Here is a 17878-nt window from a genome sequence, read left to right on the forward strand (position 1 = left end):
CTTTATTTAGTTCATATCTCTATAGGATGAGCCACCTCCTGAAAAAACTTTCTGAGCATTTCATATATGCTGCAATCAGCGACAACCTGATTGGAGCTATCTATTGCCATTGCTTCACAACTTAAACAGATATTCAGTGCTGATACAATTTCGCCCGAACTATTATAGAATACGATAGCATCCCTGTAAATGGGGGCACACATCCAGTTGGACACGTCAGTTGTTTTCGTAAGTAAAATATTCTTTAGTAGACCGACTACCTCATTATCATACTGAAAAGTATTTATTCTTTGACTCGAAAAATGAAACTGCCCTGTATCATCAATTAAATATTGTGTTACACCTAATAGCTTGTCCAATTCGCTCAGTCGAATTTCTTCGGTTTCGGTCAGATTGTTTCGTTTCTCCTTTCTCACTTTTAAACCATTACGTTCTGGTTTTAGCATTTGGATCACCGCATTGTATTCCTCTCCGCGCTGGAGGGAATAGGTCTCAACCTGGTCAAATGCAAAACTCTGTATATAATGAGAAGATGTGATTGAATTCGTGATACTTTTCATCTTTGAAAGTGAACGGTTATTTCTCTAAATCCTAACGATAAAAGTATAAAAAATAGATTGTAGTAGCTAATAAGAATCTTAATACGTTCTTCAAATAGAACTTTTAAAAAATCGCTAAGAAATTTTCTGTCTTACTTTTGGTGCTATCCAAGATCATAACTCTTAGCGTTTTTTTAACTTATTTTCTCATTTAAAAAGAGATCGAGCTTATCAGTCATTTGCAATCAAATTTGCAGCGTCACTTTTTAGATTGGTGGATAAATTTAGCTCGAACCATCTAAGAGCTCAAAAGTAATCCCTCCAGCATGATGCTTTCTTAATTGGTCGATTAATGGAATACAAGACGCATCATAAGCAATATGAGTTAGGTTTTTGTAAGTTAATAGCTCAATTAGAAGGTTTGGAATATCAATAATATGAGCATTTTTAAGAACCAGTGTTTTTAGGTTTTTTATCCTTAGGTTGGTCAAACCAATTAAATCAAAATGATCCAAATACAACAAACTTATATTTTCAAGGTCATTTATCCATAACGGGATATCATATGGACTGTTTTCTTTTACCCTTCTACTGCTATAATCACCTGTTAGAAATAGTTTTTCAAGCTGGTCAAGGTGTTTTACATGTTCATTTGGCAAGGTATTTCTGTCAAACCGAGTTGTTGTGTATAAAGCAAAGGGAACATTACAAATTCCTAATAAGATCGTTTCCCCCTGAAAAAATAGTACTGATCCATTTTTTTCATCACCCCAATTGACATGGAGCATACCACTTCCTTTAATGATACTTCTTCCTTCATTGTTGTCTTTTTCCATGATGACTAAATGTGGGACCCTACAACTACCAGGTCACAGTTTAACTTTTCCTGCAATTCAACTATAAATTCAGGTTTCAATTCAGGCCAGTTCCAAAATGTAAATCCAAGATTGCTGAATTCCCACTGTGGTTCGAAAACATATTGATGGATGTCACTTTCAGTGCCGCATATCGGACACAACAAGTTATCGGTAAAACCCTGGTACCAGGGATCTAGATCCCATTCATTGTCTACAATATTTTCAGTACAATTGGGGCATACTATACGATCGATACCATTTTGTCCGGTATTAAATATAGTACGCTAAGTTGTTATTTCCAGACCATTTATATCAAGTTGGTGTGGAAGGAAATGAGGCTCTAATACAATGTATTGAGCACCGTCAGAAAATGCATATCCAAGGTTGCCCAGTGTGCATTCCGATAATTCAGCTTTGACGATATCTTTCGAAACTAACCACTTTAAAATATCATCTACAGCAATTTCAGCAAAAGCGTACCTGGACACGCTAGGTACAAGCGAAATAGTATAATCAATCATAGTCTAAAAATAAAGAATAATGGGAATATTGTTCCAACGGTTTCATACAAATTTTTACGAAATAACTGGATCTGTTCCAGTACTCGAAAAGCGTAGTAGGGATTAAGCAATGGATTTTGATTAATTCAAATTGAATTGGCGTCAGGAATTACTTTTCAGCAGACTTGGTGCAAACCCGAACTGCTTCTTAAAGGCGAATGAAAAATGGGAAAGGTTTTCAAATCCTACCTCATAGCAAACTTCCAGAGGCTTTTTTTTCTTTTCTGTTAGTTGATAATAGGCAAGCTCCAAACGTTTGTAAGTTAACCATCGTTGTGGGGTCATGGTAAATGCTTTTTTGAAATCCCGTTTAAATGTTGTGAGGCTTCTGCCAGTGAGGTAACCAAACTTTTCCAGCGGAAGATTGAACATAAAATTCTTCTCCATATAATCGACTAGGTTGATCTTTCCGGGTTCTTCAAAATTAGCAAGTAATTGATCGATCCTTTTATCCAAGGTTCTGAGAATGCTGATGGCTTCGGTAATTTTAATCGCAGCAATATCCTCAGGGATATCTTTCATGTCAAAATAAGGGATAAGCGAAGCTAGGCAGCTTTCTAGGAGAGGATGATTATTGAAACAAAAAATCTTAGGTGAATTTTGTGGTTGGGGATCTATGGTCTTATCAGCATAAAAATTTTTTAATGTTTCTAATGATAAATGCATGACTACCGTTTTGTGAGGTTCGCCATCTTTAGGGTAATTAATTATTGTAGCCAATTGGTTTCTGGGAATTAAAAAGATATCCCCTTTTCCAAATAGACAGGTGGCATCAGCCTGTACAATCTTTGTTTCTCCGGAAAGAAACCAGACCAACATATGTTGGTCAAACATAATGTCCGATTTAAAAAATTGGTCTTCGTAGCTGGAAAGCTTTATATCTTCGGTGATGTATCGGGCTTGGTATTCCATGATTTTTGCTTTTTTATGAAAGAAATCAATAAGGTAAAGATAAGAAATAACATAATTTACTTTGTTTAAAAGTTCATTGTTGAAAATAGAGAGGCAGAAGGGCCATCTTGCCTCTCTTTTATGCTTGAAATTAATTCTTGATAGATTGTACGCCATCCACCAGAAAGTTGGCTCCGGTCGGGAAACCTGCATTTTCGCTTGTTAAATAGTGGATCATATAAGCGCCGTTTTCTTTTAATTTTTTAGCGGCAGCATAGCCAATACCGCTATTACCACCGGTAATTACCGCTATTTTATCTTTTAAATTTTTTATTTTTTAAAATACGTAACACAATAAGTTAAATAGAACATTTAATGAGTAGATTTAAATGGATTTATGGATTGAACCGGATACCTGTCATCTCTTCGGTGAGTTTCCAAAGTCTTTTGGCATTGGTTTCATCCAGTGAATAGGGATGTACCCCTTTTTGGGCGGTAATATCCGATGAGACTACTGCGATGTCTCCATCTTCACAATAAACGCCGCCGATATGATCAAGCTTAGGGCTTGTTGCGCACCATACCGTTGTGGCAGCTCCTTGTGGGATCGTTTTTAGCAATGCGGCAACTTCGGGTAACATATTACCGTCTGCATCCACAAACCCCATTTTTTGGAATAGCTCCAATGGGGCTTCTCTGCCCAATTCTGTTCCACCGATAGAACCGGGATGAACCGCATAACTTCTGATATGAGCAGATTGTCCTCGTGTGTCCAATTCCATTGAAAAAAGATTGACTGCGGTCTTGGATTGTCCATAGCCCTGTAATGTTTCATATTCTCTGTGCAGGAAATTAGGATCATCAAAATTAAAAGGTGCGAAATAGTGGCCATGAGAGGAAACATTAACCACTCGCGCTCCGTTGGCTTTTTTAAGGGAAAGCCACAATCTGGAGGTGAGCTGGAACAAGGCTAAATAGTTGGTAGCGAGTTGTGATTCTATACCCCGTTCATCTCTACGCAAAGGGACCCACATAATACCTGCATTGTTAATGAGTAAATGTAAAGGTCTTCCTGAAGCGACAAAATTTTCTGCGAAAGTATCAATAGAGGCGGGAGACATTAGATCCATTGCTGCAATTTCAATATTGGATATTCCTTCCAGATTTTTCTTTGCTTTGTCGATATCACGTGCAGCGACAATTACGGTAGCTCCGGCTGCGGCGAGTATTCTTGTGGTTTCCAGTCCAATCCCTGTGTTGCCGCCTGTTACGATAGCTGTTTTCCCGGTAAGATCGATGTTTTGAATCACATCATTAGCTGTTGATTTTGCATTGAAGCCCGAACCTATAGGTTGTTGTTGAGCTCCCTGATAATTATTCTTTTCCATTTTGAATATGTTTAATTGTTATTACTGAGACAAAATTAGGGCGGATCAATATGTCCTGTTTTGTTCAAAAGGCCTAATTAACTTTGTTCAAAAGGGCAGGGGATCTTGATCAGGATATAAGCAGAAAAAAGGCAGGATCTTCAAAATCCTGCCTTCTATTTCGATGTTGTTGGGCAAGTGTTATATTACTCCCAAGCTATGAACCCCTCATAAACAAAATACATCAGTTTCAATGATTAGAAAGTTGAGGATCCATAATCGTGTATACATTCCTGATTGTAGCAAGCCACATTTCAACGACTTCAGGAGTGGCCCGGTCAGCTTTATCAAAAAAGAGATGCTCTTTGATCTGAAAACCGCAGTAGGTATAGATACCTTTATCAGATGTCAGTAATAATGCTTTATCCATACCGATAGCGGTATATTCTTCGTGGGATTTTCCGTGGGTATTGAGAATTATAGCCTGTTTTCCGGCTAATAATCCTTTTTGTATTCCCTGATCATAACGATAGGCAAACCCGTAGCTGAATACTCTGTCGATATACCCTTTCATAATGGCCGGCATGCCGGTCCACCAAATCGGATAGATAAAGGTGACCACATCTGCCCAGGAAATATACTCCTGTTCTTGTCTGATAAGTTCATTAACGTAACCTTTTCGTTGTCCGTCCATATCTTCCAATGATAATACAGGGTCAAATCCCAGTTGATACAGGTCTCTGGTAATTACTTTATGCTCCTGTTGTTGCAGAACGTTATCAATAGATTGTTTAAACTGAGCATTCAAACTTTCCTGATTGGGGTGGGCGTAAATAATAAGATGTTTCATACTGTTACTTTTAATTGATTGAACAATACAAAAGTAAAATAGGGAACACCTCAAAAATTGTAAGAAAACGAAACAGGTTATTCACCAGCCCGACAAATATCCTGCTGGAATTTTAGGTAATTCTTAGGCGAAAGATTAATGAAATGTTTAAAGTCGTGAATAAGCTGGCTTTGATCATAATAACCGCATTGATCGATGATTTCAAACCAGTTGACCTTTTCTTTAGAAAAATCTGTCTGCTGAATCAATTCAATGGCTTTAACAAAACGATGGTATCGATTCACTTCCTTTGCACTGAAGCCAAAGTGCCTTTTATGGATCAATTGGATGTTTCTTTCACTTTGTCTAGCTTCTTCAGCAATGGATTTGATGGAGTTCATCGTATCCGATCTGAAATTAGCCAATAGCGTAGAGGTGGCATTCTGCTGATTGAGATAGGGTTTGCCGAAATTAAGAATATGGTCTACCTTTTCTTCTGTGGCGGAAATATTATCTAATTGAAACCATAAACGGGTAAAACAATTTTCTTCCATAGCTTCATCTGGGTGAACAGGCAAATGATCAGATAGAAATGCTTTGCCAAAAAAACGATAAAATGCATCAGCCTTGAAATTAGCAACTAGGATAATGGAATCGGGGGGAAGGCTGTATTCAAGTGCTGATTTAATAGGGCCCAAAACGATACATTTGTCAACTTCAATTTTTGTTTTTTGCTTGGAAACCAAAAATGCCCGAGCTCCGAAATTAAAAACCATAATGGTTTGAAAAGAAGGGAGAAGGGTTTTGGTTATGGTATGTTCAGACTTGTTTTCAGCATAATAGAAATGAGAGAACACTGCTTCAAACTCTTTGGGCGCAGAAATTCTGTAACTACGATATGTTTCTTCCTTTGGTTTCATATATAACTACCAATGTAAGAAAAATCTATGTTTTTGATCCTCATAGTTTGGATTATTTAAAAGCTCTTTATTCCTTTATAACCCTCCCAACATTTTTCCTGCCACAGGGAGACAAAGCCCGAAGCTCCACTTTTGACTGTCTGAACAATGCAATTCTTATTTGCCCTTCACAGCGGTTTAATAATGATAAAAATCGACAAAAAATTGAGACAGAAAGGCTACTAAAATTTTTGCTTTTTATGTATTTTTCTATAATTGTAAACTTTAAACGATATCTCAAAATATTTGAGAAAACATCAGATAACCAATGAAGATTTTAAAGCAAGCTATTCCATTTTGTTACTTTCGCACATCAAAGTTTTTATCTGCCACGTGGAGGCTCAATTAATCAAAAATAAGTTATGAAAAAGATGCTCTTTATTTTAGTCTTGTTAATATCCACAGCGGTTATTTTTCATGCGAAGGCACAAGTAAAAAACAACAACAATTACGATTTTTTTGATACTGTTGTAAACAACCACAATCAAATCTTTCCGGCTTCAGGTATCCCCTCAGCAATCGAAATGGTGCTAAAGTATTGCAAAGTGGTGGATTTTAATTTTTATGACTTGCAAATTAAATGGCAAAATAAAACGGATGGTTCTTTTCGCGACTTTGATAAAAAGGAATTATACGGAATTACTTTTTCCCAGAAATTTAACTTGCCACGGGATGAAAGTTTTCCGATGGACAGTCTTTTTCAAGCGATAGAAAATGAATTGAAATCTGGGAAAAAGGTAATTATCGCACTTCAGGTAGAAACAGGTTGGTCCATTTTTGTCGTCTATAAACAAACTCCGGATGGCGAATTTGTTTCTTACAGCAAGCACGGTAGCCATACAACGATATTTCGAAATACAAAAGAAATTGTGAAAAAGTCTAACGGTACAGAAATCATGACGTACAGCATTGTACCTCATTTGTAGTGAAGTATTATCTTATCTTACTATCAAAAGTAATTTAAATTATGAAAAAGGTTCTCTTAAGTTTAGTTGTGTTAATGTCCACATCTTTTGTTTATCATTCGAAGGCTCAAGCACAAAAAGACGATAATCTTGAGTTTTTTGATACTGTCATAAATAACCACAATCAACTCTTTCAAATGTCCTGCATTCCATCTGCTGTCGAAATGATCCTAAAGTATTATAAAGTGGTGGATTTTGATTTTTACGGCTTACAAAAGGAATGGCAAAACAAAGCAGATGGTTCTTTCCGGGATTTTGACAATAAAGAATTATACGGTATTACTTTTACTCAAAAATTTGTTTTACCCCGAGATTCTAGCTTTCCGGTGGACAGCCTTTTTCAAACGATAGAAAATGAATTGAAGTCTGGGAAAAAGGTGATTATCTCACTTCCAGCAGATGGTGGCTGGCATATGTTTGTTATATGCAAACAAACTCCGGATGGAGACTTTGTATCATATAGCAAACTTGGAAGTCATACATTAATACTTAGAAATACAAAGGAGATTGTGAAAAAGTCCAATGGTACGGAAATCATGACCTATCGCACTCCTCCTGGTATGTAGCCTTTCCGAAACAGCCCTTAATTAATTCCCAATTAATGGCTGTTAGTTTTGGCATAGAATGCTTTCAATTTAATGGTTTACTGATGTAACCTTGAATGTTTGCTATTACTCGTAAACTTTAGCTCCCTTGAAAATATCAGCAAATGTTGACCACGCAGCTTTTTTCAGCATCTACATTCGCCTCTGTACTGTCATAACACCCTTGGATATCTTCTGTATATAAATGTAAATACCTGCCAAACCTTTCAGACTTTGGTTTTGTTCACCTGATGGATCAAATCAGAACAGCATTGGATATGAAAAAAGAAAAGAATTTAAAAACTGCTGAGATAGATCAGCATTTAGTGGACAATTCCCAGCAGATTATGACCACCAATGATGGTGTGCCTATTTCCGACAACAACAATACATTAAAGGCGGGTGAGCGGGGACCATCATTACAACAGGATCATATTTATTTTGATAAGCTGATGCATTTTGACCGTGAACGTATACCAGAACGTGTCGTTCATGCGCGTGGATCAGGAGCCCATGGTATTTTCGAAGCGACTGCTGACCTATCTCAATATACTAGTGCAGCATTTTTAAAAAAAGGAATGGTAACGCCTCTTTTTACTAGATTTTCAACAGTGGCGGGCTTCAAAGGTTCTACCGACCTTGCTAGAGATGTACGAGGTTTCTCTGTTAAATTCTATACCGAAGAAGGCAATTACGATCTTGTAGGGAATAATATTCCAGTTTTTTTTATTCAGGATGCGATGAATTTTCCAGATCTCATCCATGCCGTAAAACCAGAGCCGAACAACGAAATGCCTCAGGCGGCATCTGCACATGACACCTTTTGGGATTTTGTATCACTGATGCCCGAATCTGCACACATGATCATGTGGACGATGTCAGATCGTGCCATACCCCGAAGTTTAAGGATGATGGAAGGTTTTGGTGTCCATACATTTAAATTTGTGAATGCCCAAGGAAAAGGCACATTCGTTAAATTTCATTGGAAACCCAGATTAGGAGTACATTCAGTCGCATGGAACGAAGCCCAAAAGATCTCAGGATTTGATGCTGATTTTCATCGAAGAGATCTCTATGAAGCTATAGAAAGGGGCGATTTTCCGCAGTGGGATCTCGGCGTTCAATTAATTCCTGAGGCCGATGAATTTAAATACTCGTTTGACATTCTTGATGCGACAAAGATTATCCCAGAGGAACTGGTGCCTGTTCAGATTATTGGAACGATGACACTAAATCGCAATCCAGAGAATTTTTTTGCAGAGACCGAACAAGCCGTTTTCGACCCCGGAAGGTTAGTGCCAGGTATAGATGTTTCGGATGATCCGCTTTTGCAAGGGCGAATATTTTCGTATATGGATACCCAAAATTATCGATTAGGTGGTCCGAATTTCCATGAGCTTCCTATCAATCGTCCCGTGACCGGCAAGCACAATAATCAAAAAGATGGTTTTGCGCGGTCTGAGATTCCTAAAGGTGCTGTGAGTTATTTCCCTAATAGCAAAGCTGTGGGCTGTCCTTATCATGCAATGCTCAATGATGGGGTAGGATTTGAATCCCACAAGCAAGCTATCGATGGCTCGAAAATTAGGGGGCGCTCAGATTCCTTCGCAGACCACTTTACACAAGCAAGACTATTTTTTAATTCACAGAGCACAGAAGAACAGGATCACATGGTCAATGCCCTGAGTTTTGAGCTTTCGAAAGTAAATGATGTCAATATACGAAAGCGAGAACTGGCTATTTTGAATCAGATAGACCAGGGATTAGCAAAAAATGTTGGTACAAACCTCGGGCTTACTCCGCCAAAAGAACTTGATCCATTAACCCTCAAATTCGCACGGCAGAACCATCCTCAATATCCTCTTAAACCAGTCAAACCCGAAGTTGATAAGTCTGCTGCTTTGAGCATGAAAGTAAAAGACGGCGCGGGTACAATCAAGAGCAGAAAGGTCGCTTTCCTTGTTGATAATGGGGCTAGCAAATCTTCGATAGATAAAATGAAAAAAGTACTTGAAAGCGAAGGAGCGCAAGCCGTGCTAATCGCATCTCATGTCGGAAAGATCCGGTTCATGGAAGGGACGGAAGAAGATATCCAACATTCCTATCTTACAGAGGCCTCAGTTTGTTACGATGCATTCTTCACACCAGCAGGCGAATCGGTAAAGACTCTTGCGCAAAATGCCGATTATCTCCATTTTATCAATGAAGGTTACCGACACTGTAAGGTCCTGGCATTTGCTAAAGATGCTGAAGGGTTAGCTGAACGGTCATTTATTAAAAAAGATAAAGGCGTTATTTTCGAAAGCACGGACAATTTAACAGCGGATTTTATAGCGGTAATGAAAGGCCACCGTGTTTGGGAGAGAGAAAAATCGAGAAAGGTACCTTCTTGATATACAGTGAATAGTCCTTCGGTAGAAGGACTATTTGTTTAACAGTCGAATAGAAGTAGGACTGGAAATCAGAAATTGTTTATAATAATTTACAAGAAGTAGCATGAAAAAAGGAGCGAGTAAAAAGATTCGACCGCTGCAAACGCAAAAGCGACCGGGATTGGAAATGAATATGGCACCAGTTCCTGACACGTCTCCATTAAAGTATCCTGCAGAAGGAAAATTAAAAGATAAGGTAGTGTTAATTACGGGCGGAGATAGTGGCATAGGCAAAGCTGTAGCGTTGTTATTTGCGAAGGAGGGAGCCGATATTGTTGTAGCCTATCTTAGTGAAACAAAAGATGCAAAACAAACCAAGAAAGAGGTTGAATCCTTCTCTCGAAAATGTACGCTGATTAAAGGTGATTTGGGAAAAGAAAATCACTGTAAAAAAGTCATTCAAATTGCAATAAAAGCGCATAAGAAAATTGATATTATTGTTAATAATGCGGGTCTTCACTGGGAAACAGAATCAATTGAAAAAATTTCCACTGAGCAGTTAATCAAGACTTTTCAGAATAATTTCTTTTCCTATTTCTGGGTTACGAAGTATGCCATACCTTATCTTAAGAAGGGAGCAAGCATAATTAATACATCCTCGGTGACAGCCTATCGAGGCAGTCCAAAGTTGATCGATTATTCTGCAACAAAAGGTGCAATAATTTCGTTTACACGGAGCTTGTCAGCAAATCTTATAGCTAAAGGAATTCGGGTCAATGCTGTGGCTCCAGGTCCGGTATGGACACCATTGATAGCATCATCTTTTGATCCTAAAAAGAACTCCGAATTTGGAAGCGACTCTCCAATGAAGAGGGCAGGAATGCCTAATGAAATTGCGCCAAGCTTTCTATTTCTAGCTAGCGAAGATTCACATTTTATGAGCGGTCAAGTTTTACATCCCAATGGAGGAGAGATCATAAATGGATAGCTCAAAGCCCGAAATTTCCAACTTGCTGCCCTACTAATCTAATATAAATCTGACTAGCCCTGAAAAATAGATACGGGTTTTCAGGGCTAGTCAGATAACAAATTGGTTCTCTTCGAATAATTTTCCATTCTACTGACCGATATAATACTATAAATCCTTTCTATCTCGGAGTTCTTCCAGGCTCAAATTGCGGTGATGAAGAAAGATATCGTTATGATAATAATCCAGTTTACGTAATAGGAAGGATAAAGAACTCACTTCTGCAGAGGTAAGATTGCCAACAATCACACTCCCTACTAATCCCATTTTAGGAAACAGGGACGCAAGCTCTTCCTTGCCCTTCGCGGTAATGGCCACCAGTACGCTTCTTTTGTCGTTCGGGTTGTCAAATTCTTCTATAAGTTCGTTTTTTAATAAGCGTTTAATAACCTCTACACCCGAAGTTTTTTCCATGATTAATTTCTGTACCAGCTCAGTCTTGCTCAAACTTGGGTAAGTCATCAATACAATCAAAAATGAAAATTCATCCAATGTATTAATAGGACCCTCTTTTAATGCCTTTTTGAAATATACTACCGCATATCGATACATAAAGACAAGTAAGGTCGAAATATCCGTATTCACATCATCGTCCTCTTTGATCCATTCCTCTTCTTCTCCCGCTATATTTCTGATGGCTGCTGTTTGTACCGCATACCTTACATTCAGGTAACCTACAAAGTCCGCCATCGAATACTCTTTCTCCCCTTGAAATTCATCGTCAAAGTCAAAAAAATGCTCCACGAGCTCTTTTAGTATCTCTTTCTTATGCATAGAATACAATGTTTACGTCTCAAAAATAGTAAATAAAACACGATAACTTGAAAATAATTTCTCTTATATGGCGAAATATAAATGTTTTCGTACTACATTTGCATTATTAATTACGATTACATATAAATATATGGATATAGTCGCATCTGTTAAAAATGCAAGTAAGCAGTACAAAACCGGGGATACATTAATCACTGCACTGCAATCTACGTCATTCGATTTTAGAAGAAACGAACTGACCTTAATCATTGGACCATCCGGTTCAGGGAAAACAACCCTGTTATCCCTGTTGGGTTGTGTAATATTTCCAACCGCGGGAGAGGTATTCATTGCCGATAAACTAATTAATGGATTGAACCAAAAAGAACTTGCCGATGTACGCCTGAAAAACATTGGCTTTGTTTTCCAGAGTTTTAACCTGTTGGCTCCTCTTAATGCACTGGAAAATGTAATGCAGCCTTTAATTCTGATGGGAATACCTAAGTCGGAAGCAAAAAAACGGTCCGAAGATGCACTAATAAAAGTGGGTATGGAAGACAGAATGAAAAACCTGCCAAAAATACTCAGTGGCGGACAACAACAACGTGTCGCCATAGCAAGAGCATTGGTCACTGAGCCCTCATTGATGCTTTGCGATGAACCCACTGCTGCATTAGATATCAAAAGCGTATCTGTAGTAATGGAGGAACTTAAAATGCTTTCGACCACAGGCAAGTCGGTGGCGGTTGTCACACACGATTTGCGCCTAAAATCGTATGCCGATAGGATCATTTATGTCAATGACGGGGTAGCGTCCGAAACAGCACCGGAAGACGCACATTTTCATTAAAATACATTAATCACAAAAATCAAGCATTTCATAAAATGAAGAAAATATCAATACTTATTGCAACGATTCTCTTGTTAAGCTCTTGCGGTGAGCAGGAAAAAAAGGCAAAAGATCAGCAGGAAACCATCGACCGTTCTGCCGCGCAAATAACAGAAGTAGTAGGTGTAGGTAAGGTAGAGCCCGAAAGCAAGATTGTAAACCTTGCTGCTACATCGGGTGGTATTGTCACTCAGGTTTTTAAGACGGACGGAGATAGCGTAACGGGAGGGGAAAAATTAGTTCAATTAGAAAACGAAACCGAACGTCTGAAAATTAGCGAGATCAGAAGCCACATGAAGACGCAGTCTTCACAGATTGCCCTTGAAAAAAACAATATCAAGGATGCCGAAGCGAAACTGGTCAACAAGAAAAAGCTCTTGGTAACCACCAAAAATCTTGTCAATAAAGGAGCGGAAACCATACAGGTGTATGATGACCTGGAAACGGATGTGAAAACACTGACGGTATCACTTGAAAAATCTAAAATCAATGTGCAGATGGCAGAAAGCAAATTGCAGGAAATTGCCGGGCAGCTTCGCACAGCTGAAGCCGAGGCCGAAAAGAAAGTACTTCGTGCCCCAACTGCCGGCAAGGTTTTAAATATGCAGGTTACACAGGGCGGAGCACTTAATCAGTATGCAACCTATGCGGAATTCGCACCTGAAGGAGCATTGATTATCCGAAGCGAGGTCGATGAACTCTTCAGCCAAAAACTGAAAGTTGGTCAGCAAGTGAGTATTCGTTATGCAGGTTCGCAGGAAGTTATTGCCAAAGGCACGATCAAGATGCTGTCCCCATATCTTAAAAAGAAATCCCTGTTTTCGGAGAAAGCAAATGACCAGGAAGATAGGCGGGTAAGAGAAATAAAGATTAGCATACAGGGGAACCCCGGATTGGTGATCAACTCCAAAGTGGAGTGTGTTATCAACCTTTAAAATCAGAAACTATGTTTTCGACAGCATTAAAATTTATGAGATACGATAGAGCCAAGAGCATTGGTATTATTATCGGTATCGTTATCAGTGTGTTCCTTATTGGTCAGCAGCTGGGTATTTTAACATTCCTGACCGGAATGATGGGTGGATTGGTTGATAATTCAAGGTCAGACATAGGTCAGATATGGGTGGTGGACAACATTACTCAAAATGCCAACGAATTGGCAAAAATAGACGACGGATTAGTACGTGAAATCAGAAGTATTGAAGGTGTAGCCAATACCTATCCCGTTGTTGTTGCCAATGCATCGGTAAAATTCAACAATGGTAAAACAGGGTCGGTAATTTTGGTAGGGAGCGAGGCACCTCTGTTCGTAGCGGGACCCCGTAGATCTCTTATTCAAAGTGGCGAGCTAATGCATCTCAACGAAGAAGGTGGTATAACGGCAGAGTATTACGACGAGTCTGCTTTCAATTCGAGTCTGGCAGTCGGAAGCCGTTTAGAAATCAACGGTAAAGAAGCCTTTATAAAAGTACAGACCAAAAATGCACGGAGTTTTTCCGGTGCATTGATGTACACCACATTGAGCAAAGCCCGTTTTTATGGTGGATTTCCCGAAAATAAAATCAGTACGGTTGCTGTACAGGTAAAACTCGGCTATGACATTAAAAAGGTTGTTGACAATATCAACAAAACTATTTACGGCGTAAGGGCGTGGGATGCGCAGGTACTTAAAAGTGAAACAGTCAGCTATCTTACCATATCATCCAATATCGGAACCAGTGTTGGTTCATTGGTGGTTTTTGCGATCATTAGTGGCTTCTTTATCATCGGTCTTACCTTATATTCTTCTGCGCTTGACCGTATCAAGGATTATGGTACGTTAAAAGCGATAGGTGCTACAAATGGCTATGTACGCAAGCTGATATTGACACAATCGTTTCTGTTTGCAATCGTAGGTTTTGCATTGGCATTCTTACTTCTTCAACTATTTAGGATCGGGGTGCAGGAAGCAGGATTGGTATTCCATTATTCGCCTATACAGCTTTTTGCGATGTTTCTTATTACCGTTTTCATTTCAGTCGGAGGGTCCTTATTCGCCATTAAAAAAATCAATAGTGTAGAACCTGCTTCCGTTTTCAGAGGTTAAAAACCGAGTATAGCGAACTCATTTATTCCTTTGAGTATATAACAACAGTTATAAATAATCAAATTAAATTCAATGAAAAAAATAATATGGTTGCTGACCGCTTTTCTCAGCAGCGCAGTGTACGCACAGGATAAGCCGATACGTCTGTCGGAATGTGTCCGCCTGGCATTGGCAAACAAAGCCAATATCCTTGCCGTAAAAACGGATGTTCTTGTAGCAAATTTGCAGGAATTGGAAGCAAAAAACAAATATACAGCCCAACTTTCCTTGGCTTACGAATACAGGTATAACCCTATTATAGCCAGTCAGGTGATACCTGTGGGACAGTTATCCTCCACACCCAGTGATGAATTGCGTGCCGTTCAATTTGGTTCAAAATGGCAGCAAACCGCAGGTATAACCCTTACACAGCCCTTGGTGGATTTTTCTATAAAGAGTAAAATAGGCGAAAGCAGGATTAATGAAAAAGTTAAACAGGCAGATATGCAGCTTGCCGAAGATGACTTAAAGTATGAAGTGCTGCGGTCTTTTGGTAAGCTGCTGGTATATACCAAGCAATTAGAAACTGCGGTAGTAGATACTGCACGAACTTATAAATCTTACGCGCTTATCAAAGGTAAATTCGATGAAAGAAGGGTTTTGAAAACTGATGTAAATAAAGCATTGTTTAACCACAATAACGCTATTTCAAGTTACAAAACAGCGGTTTCGGAACTGGTAAAAGAAAAAATATACCTTAGTTTTTTGACCACTTTGCCCGTAAACCAGTTACTTGATAATCCGGTTGATTTTTCGCCTTTGCTTTCTGGAAATTTTTCAGACGCAAATGAAAATGTCCGTTTCGATGAAGTTGCGAGCATAAAACAACTGGGCTTCAAAGAGGCATTGTTAAAACAACAGATTAAATCGGAAAAGTATAAATACAGACCCGCACTTAATTTTATTGGGTATTTGGGCGCCAATCAATATGCTGAAAAATTTAACCCTGTTATGCCCAATTCGTGGTTTGGAAACAGCTATGTAGGACTTTCGCTTAAAATGCCGCTATTGGGCGAAAACATCCGCTACACAGTAAAACAGCTGGAAACCCAAGTGCAGGGCATAACCCACAATCGTTCTGAAACACAAAACAAGTTGATGAAAGATTATTTGCAGGCCAGTGAAGATATCCGGAAGTTCAAAGAACAGATTTATATTACCACCGATAATGTAATATTAATGACCCAAAATGTGATTATTTTTCAGGAGCGTTTTATCGCTGGGCAATACAATGCCAGTGACCTGAATTTGCAGGAGCTTGATTTATTGAAAGAAAAAAATAGTCTGCTTAAACAACAAGCTGATCTTATTCTGAAACAAATAGAGCAGTTGAATTTCTCTGGTAACTTGAATGAATTTCTGAAAAAACTGAGTTAAAATATACAAACCTCACAAAATTTCGGTTGTAATTAACTTAATTAAACAGAAGTGTCATCATGAAACTTGATGCTATGACACTTTTGTTTAATGGGTAGACTTATGACGTGTTTTGAAATTTTAAACGTATTTCGTGTATAGATGTGGCTTTGCGAAATAGTTTGTATATTGATTTCGCAAATACAATTGTTACCCGCCATTTCAATGAACGACACCGCTCAAAATAAAATACATATCGAAAAAACAATGGGAGTGTTCGTTGGACAGTTTAACGACAACGTTTCGCATAAACATTTTGCTTTGCAAATCAGTGTTGCTTCACAGGGAAAATTTAAAATCACAGACGAGAAAGATAACCAAAATTCTTACTCGACTTGTTTCATTAACAGCAATGTACTACACCAATTTAAAAGTAATGAAACTTCGTTGATTATTCTTATAAACCCGATTAGTAGTATAGGTCATCAATTATACAATAAATACAGAAACATTAAGATTACGAGTTTGGATGAAGACTTTGAACAACTTGTAGAAATTTTTGCAGATTATTTACAAAATGATTCTGACTTTATTAATTTGACGAATAAGATCAACAATTATTTCGTAAACTTCCGATGCGAATGTGAACTTAAAAATCACTTTGAAGACGAAAGAATTTACAAAGCAATTCAATATTTAGAACAAAATTTTGACCGAATTGTATCGCTTAAAGAGATTGCGAATATTTGTTTTCTTTCCGAAACACGTTTTTTACATCTTTTCAAAGAGAAAACCAATCTTAATTTCAGACGATACCAACTTTGGAATAAACTCATAACGTCATTACCTTACTTAAAAGAACATTCGATTACCGAAACTGCACATCAGTTTGGATTTACAGATAGTTCCCATTACAGCAGAATATTCAAAGAAACATTTAGACTTACGCCTAAATTTTTGTCATCGTTAAAATAGCCACTTTATACAAGTTTGTTTTATTGTTGCTGTTCATCTTTGTAGTGTAAAAAAGGGATATGAACAATTACCTTAAAGAAACTAAAATTCTTGACTATTCTCACGATTCGATTCAGAAATTAGTGAACGAGAGAGAATGGAATCAACTTGATATGATTTCAAGGATAAAAGCCATTTATAATTTTGTAAGAGATGAAATAAAATTCGGTTATAATCTTTCGGATAACATTTCAGCATCAGCTGTTTTAAAAGACGGGTATGGACAATGCAACACGAAAGCCACCTTGTTAATGGCTTTATTGAGAGCTACGGAGATACCAAATCGTATTCACGGATTTACAATTGATAAAGCATTACAAAAAGGAGCGATTACGGGAATTTGGTATAAACTTTCGCCTAAAAACATACTGCATAGTTGGGTTGAAATATTGGTCGATGAACAATGGTATTTTTTAGAAGGTGTGATTTTGGACAAAATATATTTAGCCAAACTACAAGAGAAAAATAGCGATTGTAAAACTACTTTTTGTGGTTATGGAGCTTACTCTGATAACTTTAAAAATCCACCAATTGATTGGGATTTAAACAATACGTTTATTCAAGACAAAGGAATCAATCAGGATTTTGGTTTATTCGATACGCCTGACGAATTTTACGAACAACATCAACAAAAATTAAACGTTTTTGAAAGGTTTGTTTTCAAAAATATCGTTAGGCACAAGATGAACAAAAACGTTGCGAAGATAAGAAACGGCAGGTAACAGGCAGTTTGGTAAAATGGCGGTCTTTTGATGACTGCCCAGCGGCAATAAGATTGAAACCACCGGGCA

General features: G+C 38.1%; 18 protein-coding genes. 10 read left to right on the top strand and 8 right to left on the bottom strand.

Annotated elements, in window-relative coordinates; genetic code table 11:
* Window positions 1–11: 11 nt before the first annotated feature.
* The 7 genes from HS960_RS04710 to HS960_RS04740 form a co-directional block, all read right to left on the bottom strand.
* Entirely contained in the window at window positions 12–560 is a 549-nt protein-coding gene (locus HS960_RS04710; RefSeq protein ID WP_228280211.1) for a hypothetical protein, read from the bottom strand.
* A 263-nt stretch (window positions 561–823) separates the two neighbouring features.
* On the bottom strand, window positions 824–1375 hold the full coding sequence (locus HS960_RS04715; RefSeq protein WP_182331457.1) for a hypothetical protein: 552 nt from the start codon (window positions 1373–1375) through the stop codon (window positions 824–826).
* A gap of 305 nt (window positions 1376–1680) precedes the next feature.
* A complete protein-coding gene (locus tag HS960_RS04720; protein WP_182331459.1) occupies window positions 1681–1917 on the bottom strand; it encodes a hypothetical protein in 237 nt (78 codons plus the stop codon).
* A gap of 141 nt (window positions 1918–2058) precedes the next feature.
* Entirely contained in the window at window positions 2059–2868 is an 810-nt protein-coding gene (locus tag HS960_RS04725) for a helix-turn-helix domain-containing protein (RefSeq protein WP_182331461.1), read from the bottom strand.
* A gap of 374 nt (window positions 2869–3242) precedes the next feature.
* Window positions 3243–4235, bottom strand: coding sequence for an SDR family NAD(P)-dependent oxidoreductase (locus HS960_RS04730; protein ID WP_182331463.1), 993 nt, complete (start codon window positions 4233–4235; stop codon window positions 3243–3245).
* Between the two features lie 229 nt (window positions 4236–4464).
* Window positions 4465–5064, bottom strand: coding sequence for an NAD(P)H-dependent oxidoreductase (locus tag HS960_RS04735; protein ID WP_159732578.1), 600 nt, complete (start codon window positions 5062–5064; stop codon window positions 4465–4467).
* Between the two features lie 77 nt (window positions 5065–5141).
* Entirely contained in the window at window positions 5142–5963 is an 822-nt protein-coding gene (locus HS960_RS04740; protein WP_182331465.1) for a helix-turn-helix domain-containing protein, read from the bottom strand.
* A 401-nt stretch (window positions 5964–6364) separates the two neighbouring features.
* On the opposite strand from HS960_RS04740, the gene HS960_RS04745 reads away from it, so the two are divergent.
* The 4 genes from HS960_RS04745 (at window position 6365) to HS960_RS04760 (ending at window position 10911) form a co-directional block, all read left to right on the top strand.
* The gene (locus tag HS960_RS04745) at window positions 6365–6928 is read left to right on the top strand and encodes a hypothetical protein (protein ID WP_159732572.1); all 564 of its coding nucleotides are present in this window, start codon (window positions 6365–6367) and stop codon (window positions 6926–6928) included.
* A 41-nt stretch (window positions 6929–6969) separates the two neighbouring features.
* Complete coding sequence (locus tag HS960_RS04750) at window positions 6970–7533, top strand: hypothetical protein (protein ID WP_182331467.1); 564 nt, start codon at window positions 6970–6972, stop codon at window positions 7531–7533.
* Window positions 7534–7802: 269 nt separating this feature from the next.
* Complete coding sequence (locus HS960_RS04755; RefSeq protein ID WP_228280213.1) at window positions 7803–9944, top strand: catalase; 2142 nt, start codon at window positions 7803–7805, stop codon at window positions 9942–9944.
* A gap of 103 nt (window positions 9945–10047) precedes the next feature.
* Window positions 10048–10911 carry an SDR family oxidoreductase gene (locus HS960_RS04760; protein ID WP_182331471.1) on the top strand — a complete coding sequence of 288 codons (864 nt, stop codon included), beginning with the start codon at window positions 10048–10050 and terminating at the stop codon, window positions 10909–10911.
* A 147-nt stretch (window positions 10912–11058) separates the two neighbouring features.
* Here the strand turns inward: HS960_RS04760 and HS960_RS04765 are convergent, their stop codons facing one another.
* Window positions 11059–11724, bottom strand: a complete 666-nt coding sequence (locus HS960_RS04765; protein WP_182331473.1) for a MarR family winged helix-turn-helix transcriptional regulator — start codon at window positions 11722–11724, stop codon at window positions 11059–11061.
* A gap of 130 nt (window positions 11725–11854) precedes the next feature.
* Here HS960_RS04765 and HS960_RS04770 point away from each other — a divergent pair, with 130 nt between their 5' ends.
* From HS960_RS04770 to HS960_RS04795, 6 genes are all read left to right on the top strand, one after another.
* Entirely contained in the window at window positions 11855–12553 is a 699-nt protein-coding gene (locus HS960_RS04770) for an ABC transporter ATP-binding protein (RefSeq protein ID WP_182331475.1), read from the top strand.
* A 35-nt stretch (window positions 12554–12588) separates the two neighbouring features.
* Window positions 12589–13527: an HlyD family secretion protein gene (locus HS960_RS04775; RefSeq protein WP_182331477.1), complete on the top strand. Its 939-nt coding sequence runs from the start codon at window positions 12589–12591 to the stop codon at window positions 13525–13527.
* Window positions 13528–13562: 35 nt separating this feature from the next.
* Window positions 13563–14678 (top strand): ABC transporter permease, encoded by a 1116-nt coding sequence (locus HS960_RS04780; protein ID WP_202883751.1) that lies wholly within the window; start codon window positions 13563–13565, stop codon window positions 14676–14678.
* A gap of 72 nt (window positions 14679–14750) precedes the next feature.
* Window positions 14751–16094: a TolC family protein gene (locus HS960_RS04785; protein WP_182331481.1), complete on the top strand. Its 1344-nt coding sequence runs from the start codon at window positions 14751–14753 to the stop codon at window positions 16092–16094.
* Window positions 16095–16298: 204 nt separating this feature from the next.
* On the top strand, window positions 16299–17048 hold the full coding sequence (locus HS960_RS04790; protein WP_182331483.1) for a helix-turn-helix domain-containing protein: 750 nt from the start codon (window positions 16299–16301) through the stop codon (window positions 17046–17048).
* Between the two features lie 59 nt (window positions 17049–17107).
* Window positions 17108–17809: a transglutaminase-like domain-containing protein gene (locus HS960_RS04795; protein WP_182331485.1), complete on the top strand. Its 702-nt coding sequence runs from the start codon at window positions 17108–17110 to the stop codon at window positions 17807–17809.
* Window positions 17810–17878 lie beyond the last annotated feature (69 nt).

Origin of the sequence: Sphingobacterium paramultivorum (genome assembly GCF_014109745.1) — a bacterium.
GTDB classification, from domain to species: domain Bacteria; phylum Bacteroidota; class Bacteroidia; order Sphingobacteriales; family Sphingobacteriaceae; genus Sphingobacterium; species Sphingobacterium paramultivorum.

Bases quoted from the DNA above. Each gene is read 5' to 3' on its own strand.
- HS960_RS04710 (WP_228280211.1), bottom strand. From the start codon at position 560: ATGAAAAGTATCACGAATTCAATCACATCTTCTCATTATATACAGAGT.
- HS960_RS04715 (WP_182331457.1), bottom strand. From the start codon at position 1,375: ATGGAAAAAGACAACAATGAAGGAAGAAGTATCATTAAAGGAAGTGGT.
- HS960_RS04720 (WP_182331459.1), bottom strand. From the start codon at position 1,917: ATGATTGATTATACTATTTCGCTTGTACCTAGCGTGTCCAGGTACGCT.
- HS960_RS04725 (WP_182331461.1), bottom strand. From the start codon at position 2,868: ATGGAATACCAAGCCCGATACATCACCGAAGATATAAAGCTTTCCAGC.
- HS960_RS04730 (WP_182331463.1), bottom strand. From the start codon at position 4,235: ATGGAAAAGAATAATTATCAGGGAGCTCAACAACAACCTATAGGTTCG.
- HS960_RS04735 (WP_159732578.1), bottom strand. From the start codon at position 5,064: ATGAAACATCTTATTATTTACGCCCACCCCAATCAGGAAAGTTTGAAT.
- HS960_RS04740 (WP_182331465.1), bottom strand. From the start codon at position 5,963: ATGAAACCAAAGGAAGAAACATATCGTAGTTACAGAATTTCTGCGCCC.
- HS960_RS04745 (WP_159732572.1), top strand. From the start codon at position 6,365: ATGAAAAAGATGCTCTTTATTTTAGTCTTGTTAATATCCACAGCGGTT.
- HS960_RS04750 (WP_182331467.1), top strand. From the start codon at position 6,970: ATGAAAAAGGTTCTCTTAAGTTTAGTTGTGTTAATGTCCACATCTTTT.
- HS960_RS04755 (WP_228280213.1), top strand. From the start codon at position 7,803: ATGGATCAAATCAGAACAGCATTGGATATGAAAAAAGAAAAGAATTTA.
- HS960_RS04760 (WP_182331471.1), top strand. From the start codon at position 10,048: ATGAAAAAAGGAGCGAGTAAAAAGATTCGACCGCTGCAAACGCAAAAG.
- HS960_RS04765 (WP_182331473.1), bottom strand. From the start codon at position 11,724: ATGCATAAGAAAGAGATACTAAAAGAGCTCGTGGAGCATTTTTTTGAC.
- HS960_RS04770 (WP_182331475.1), top strand. From the start codon at position 11,855: ATGGATATAGTCGCATCTGTTAAAAATGCAAGTAAGCAGTACAAAACC.
- HS960_RS04775 (WP_182331477.1), top strand. From the start codon at position 12,589: ATGAAGAAAATATCAATACTTATTGCAACGATTCTCTTGTTAAGCTCT.
- HS960_RS04780 (WP_202883751.1), top strand. From the start codon at position 13,563: ATGAGATACGATAGAGCCAAGAGCATTGGTATTATTATCGGTATCGTT.
- HS960_RS04785 (WP_182331481.1), top strand. From the start codon at position 14,751: ATGAAAAAAATAATATGGTTGCTGACCGCTTTTCTCAGCAGCGCAGTG.
- HS960_RS04790 (WP_182331483.1), top strand. From the start codon at position 16,299: ATGAACGACACCGCTCAAAATAAAATACATATCGAAAAAACAATGGGA.
- HS960_RS04795 (WP_182331485.1), top strand. From the start codon at position 17,108: ATGAACAATTACCTTAAAGAAACTAAAATTCTTGACTATTCTCACGAT.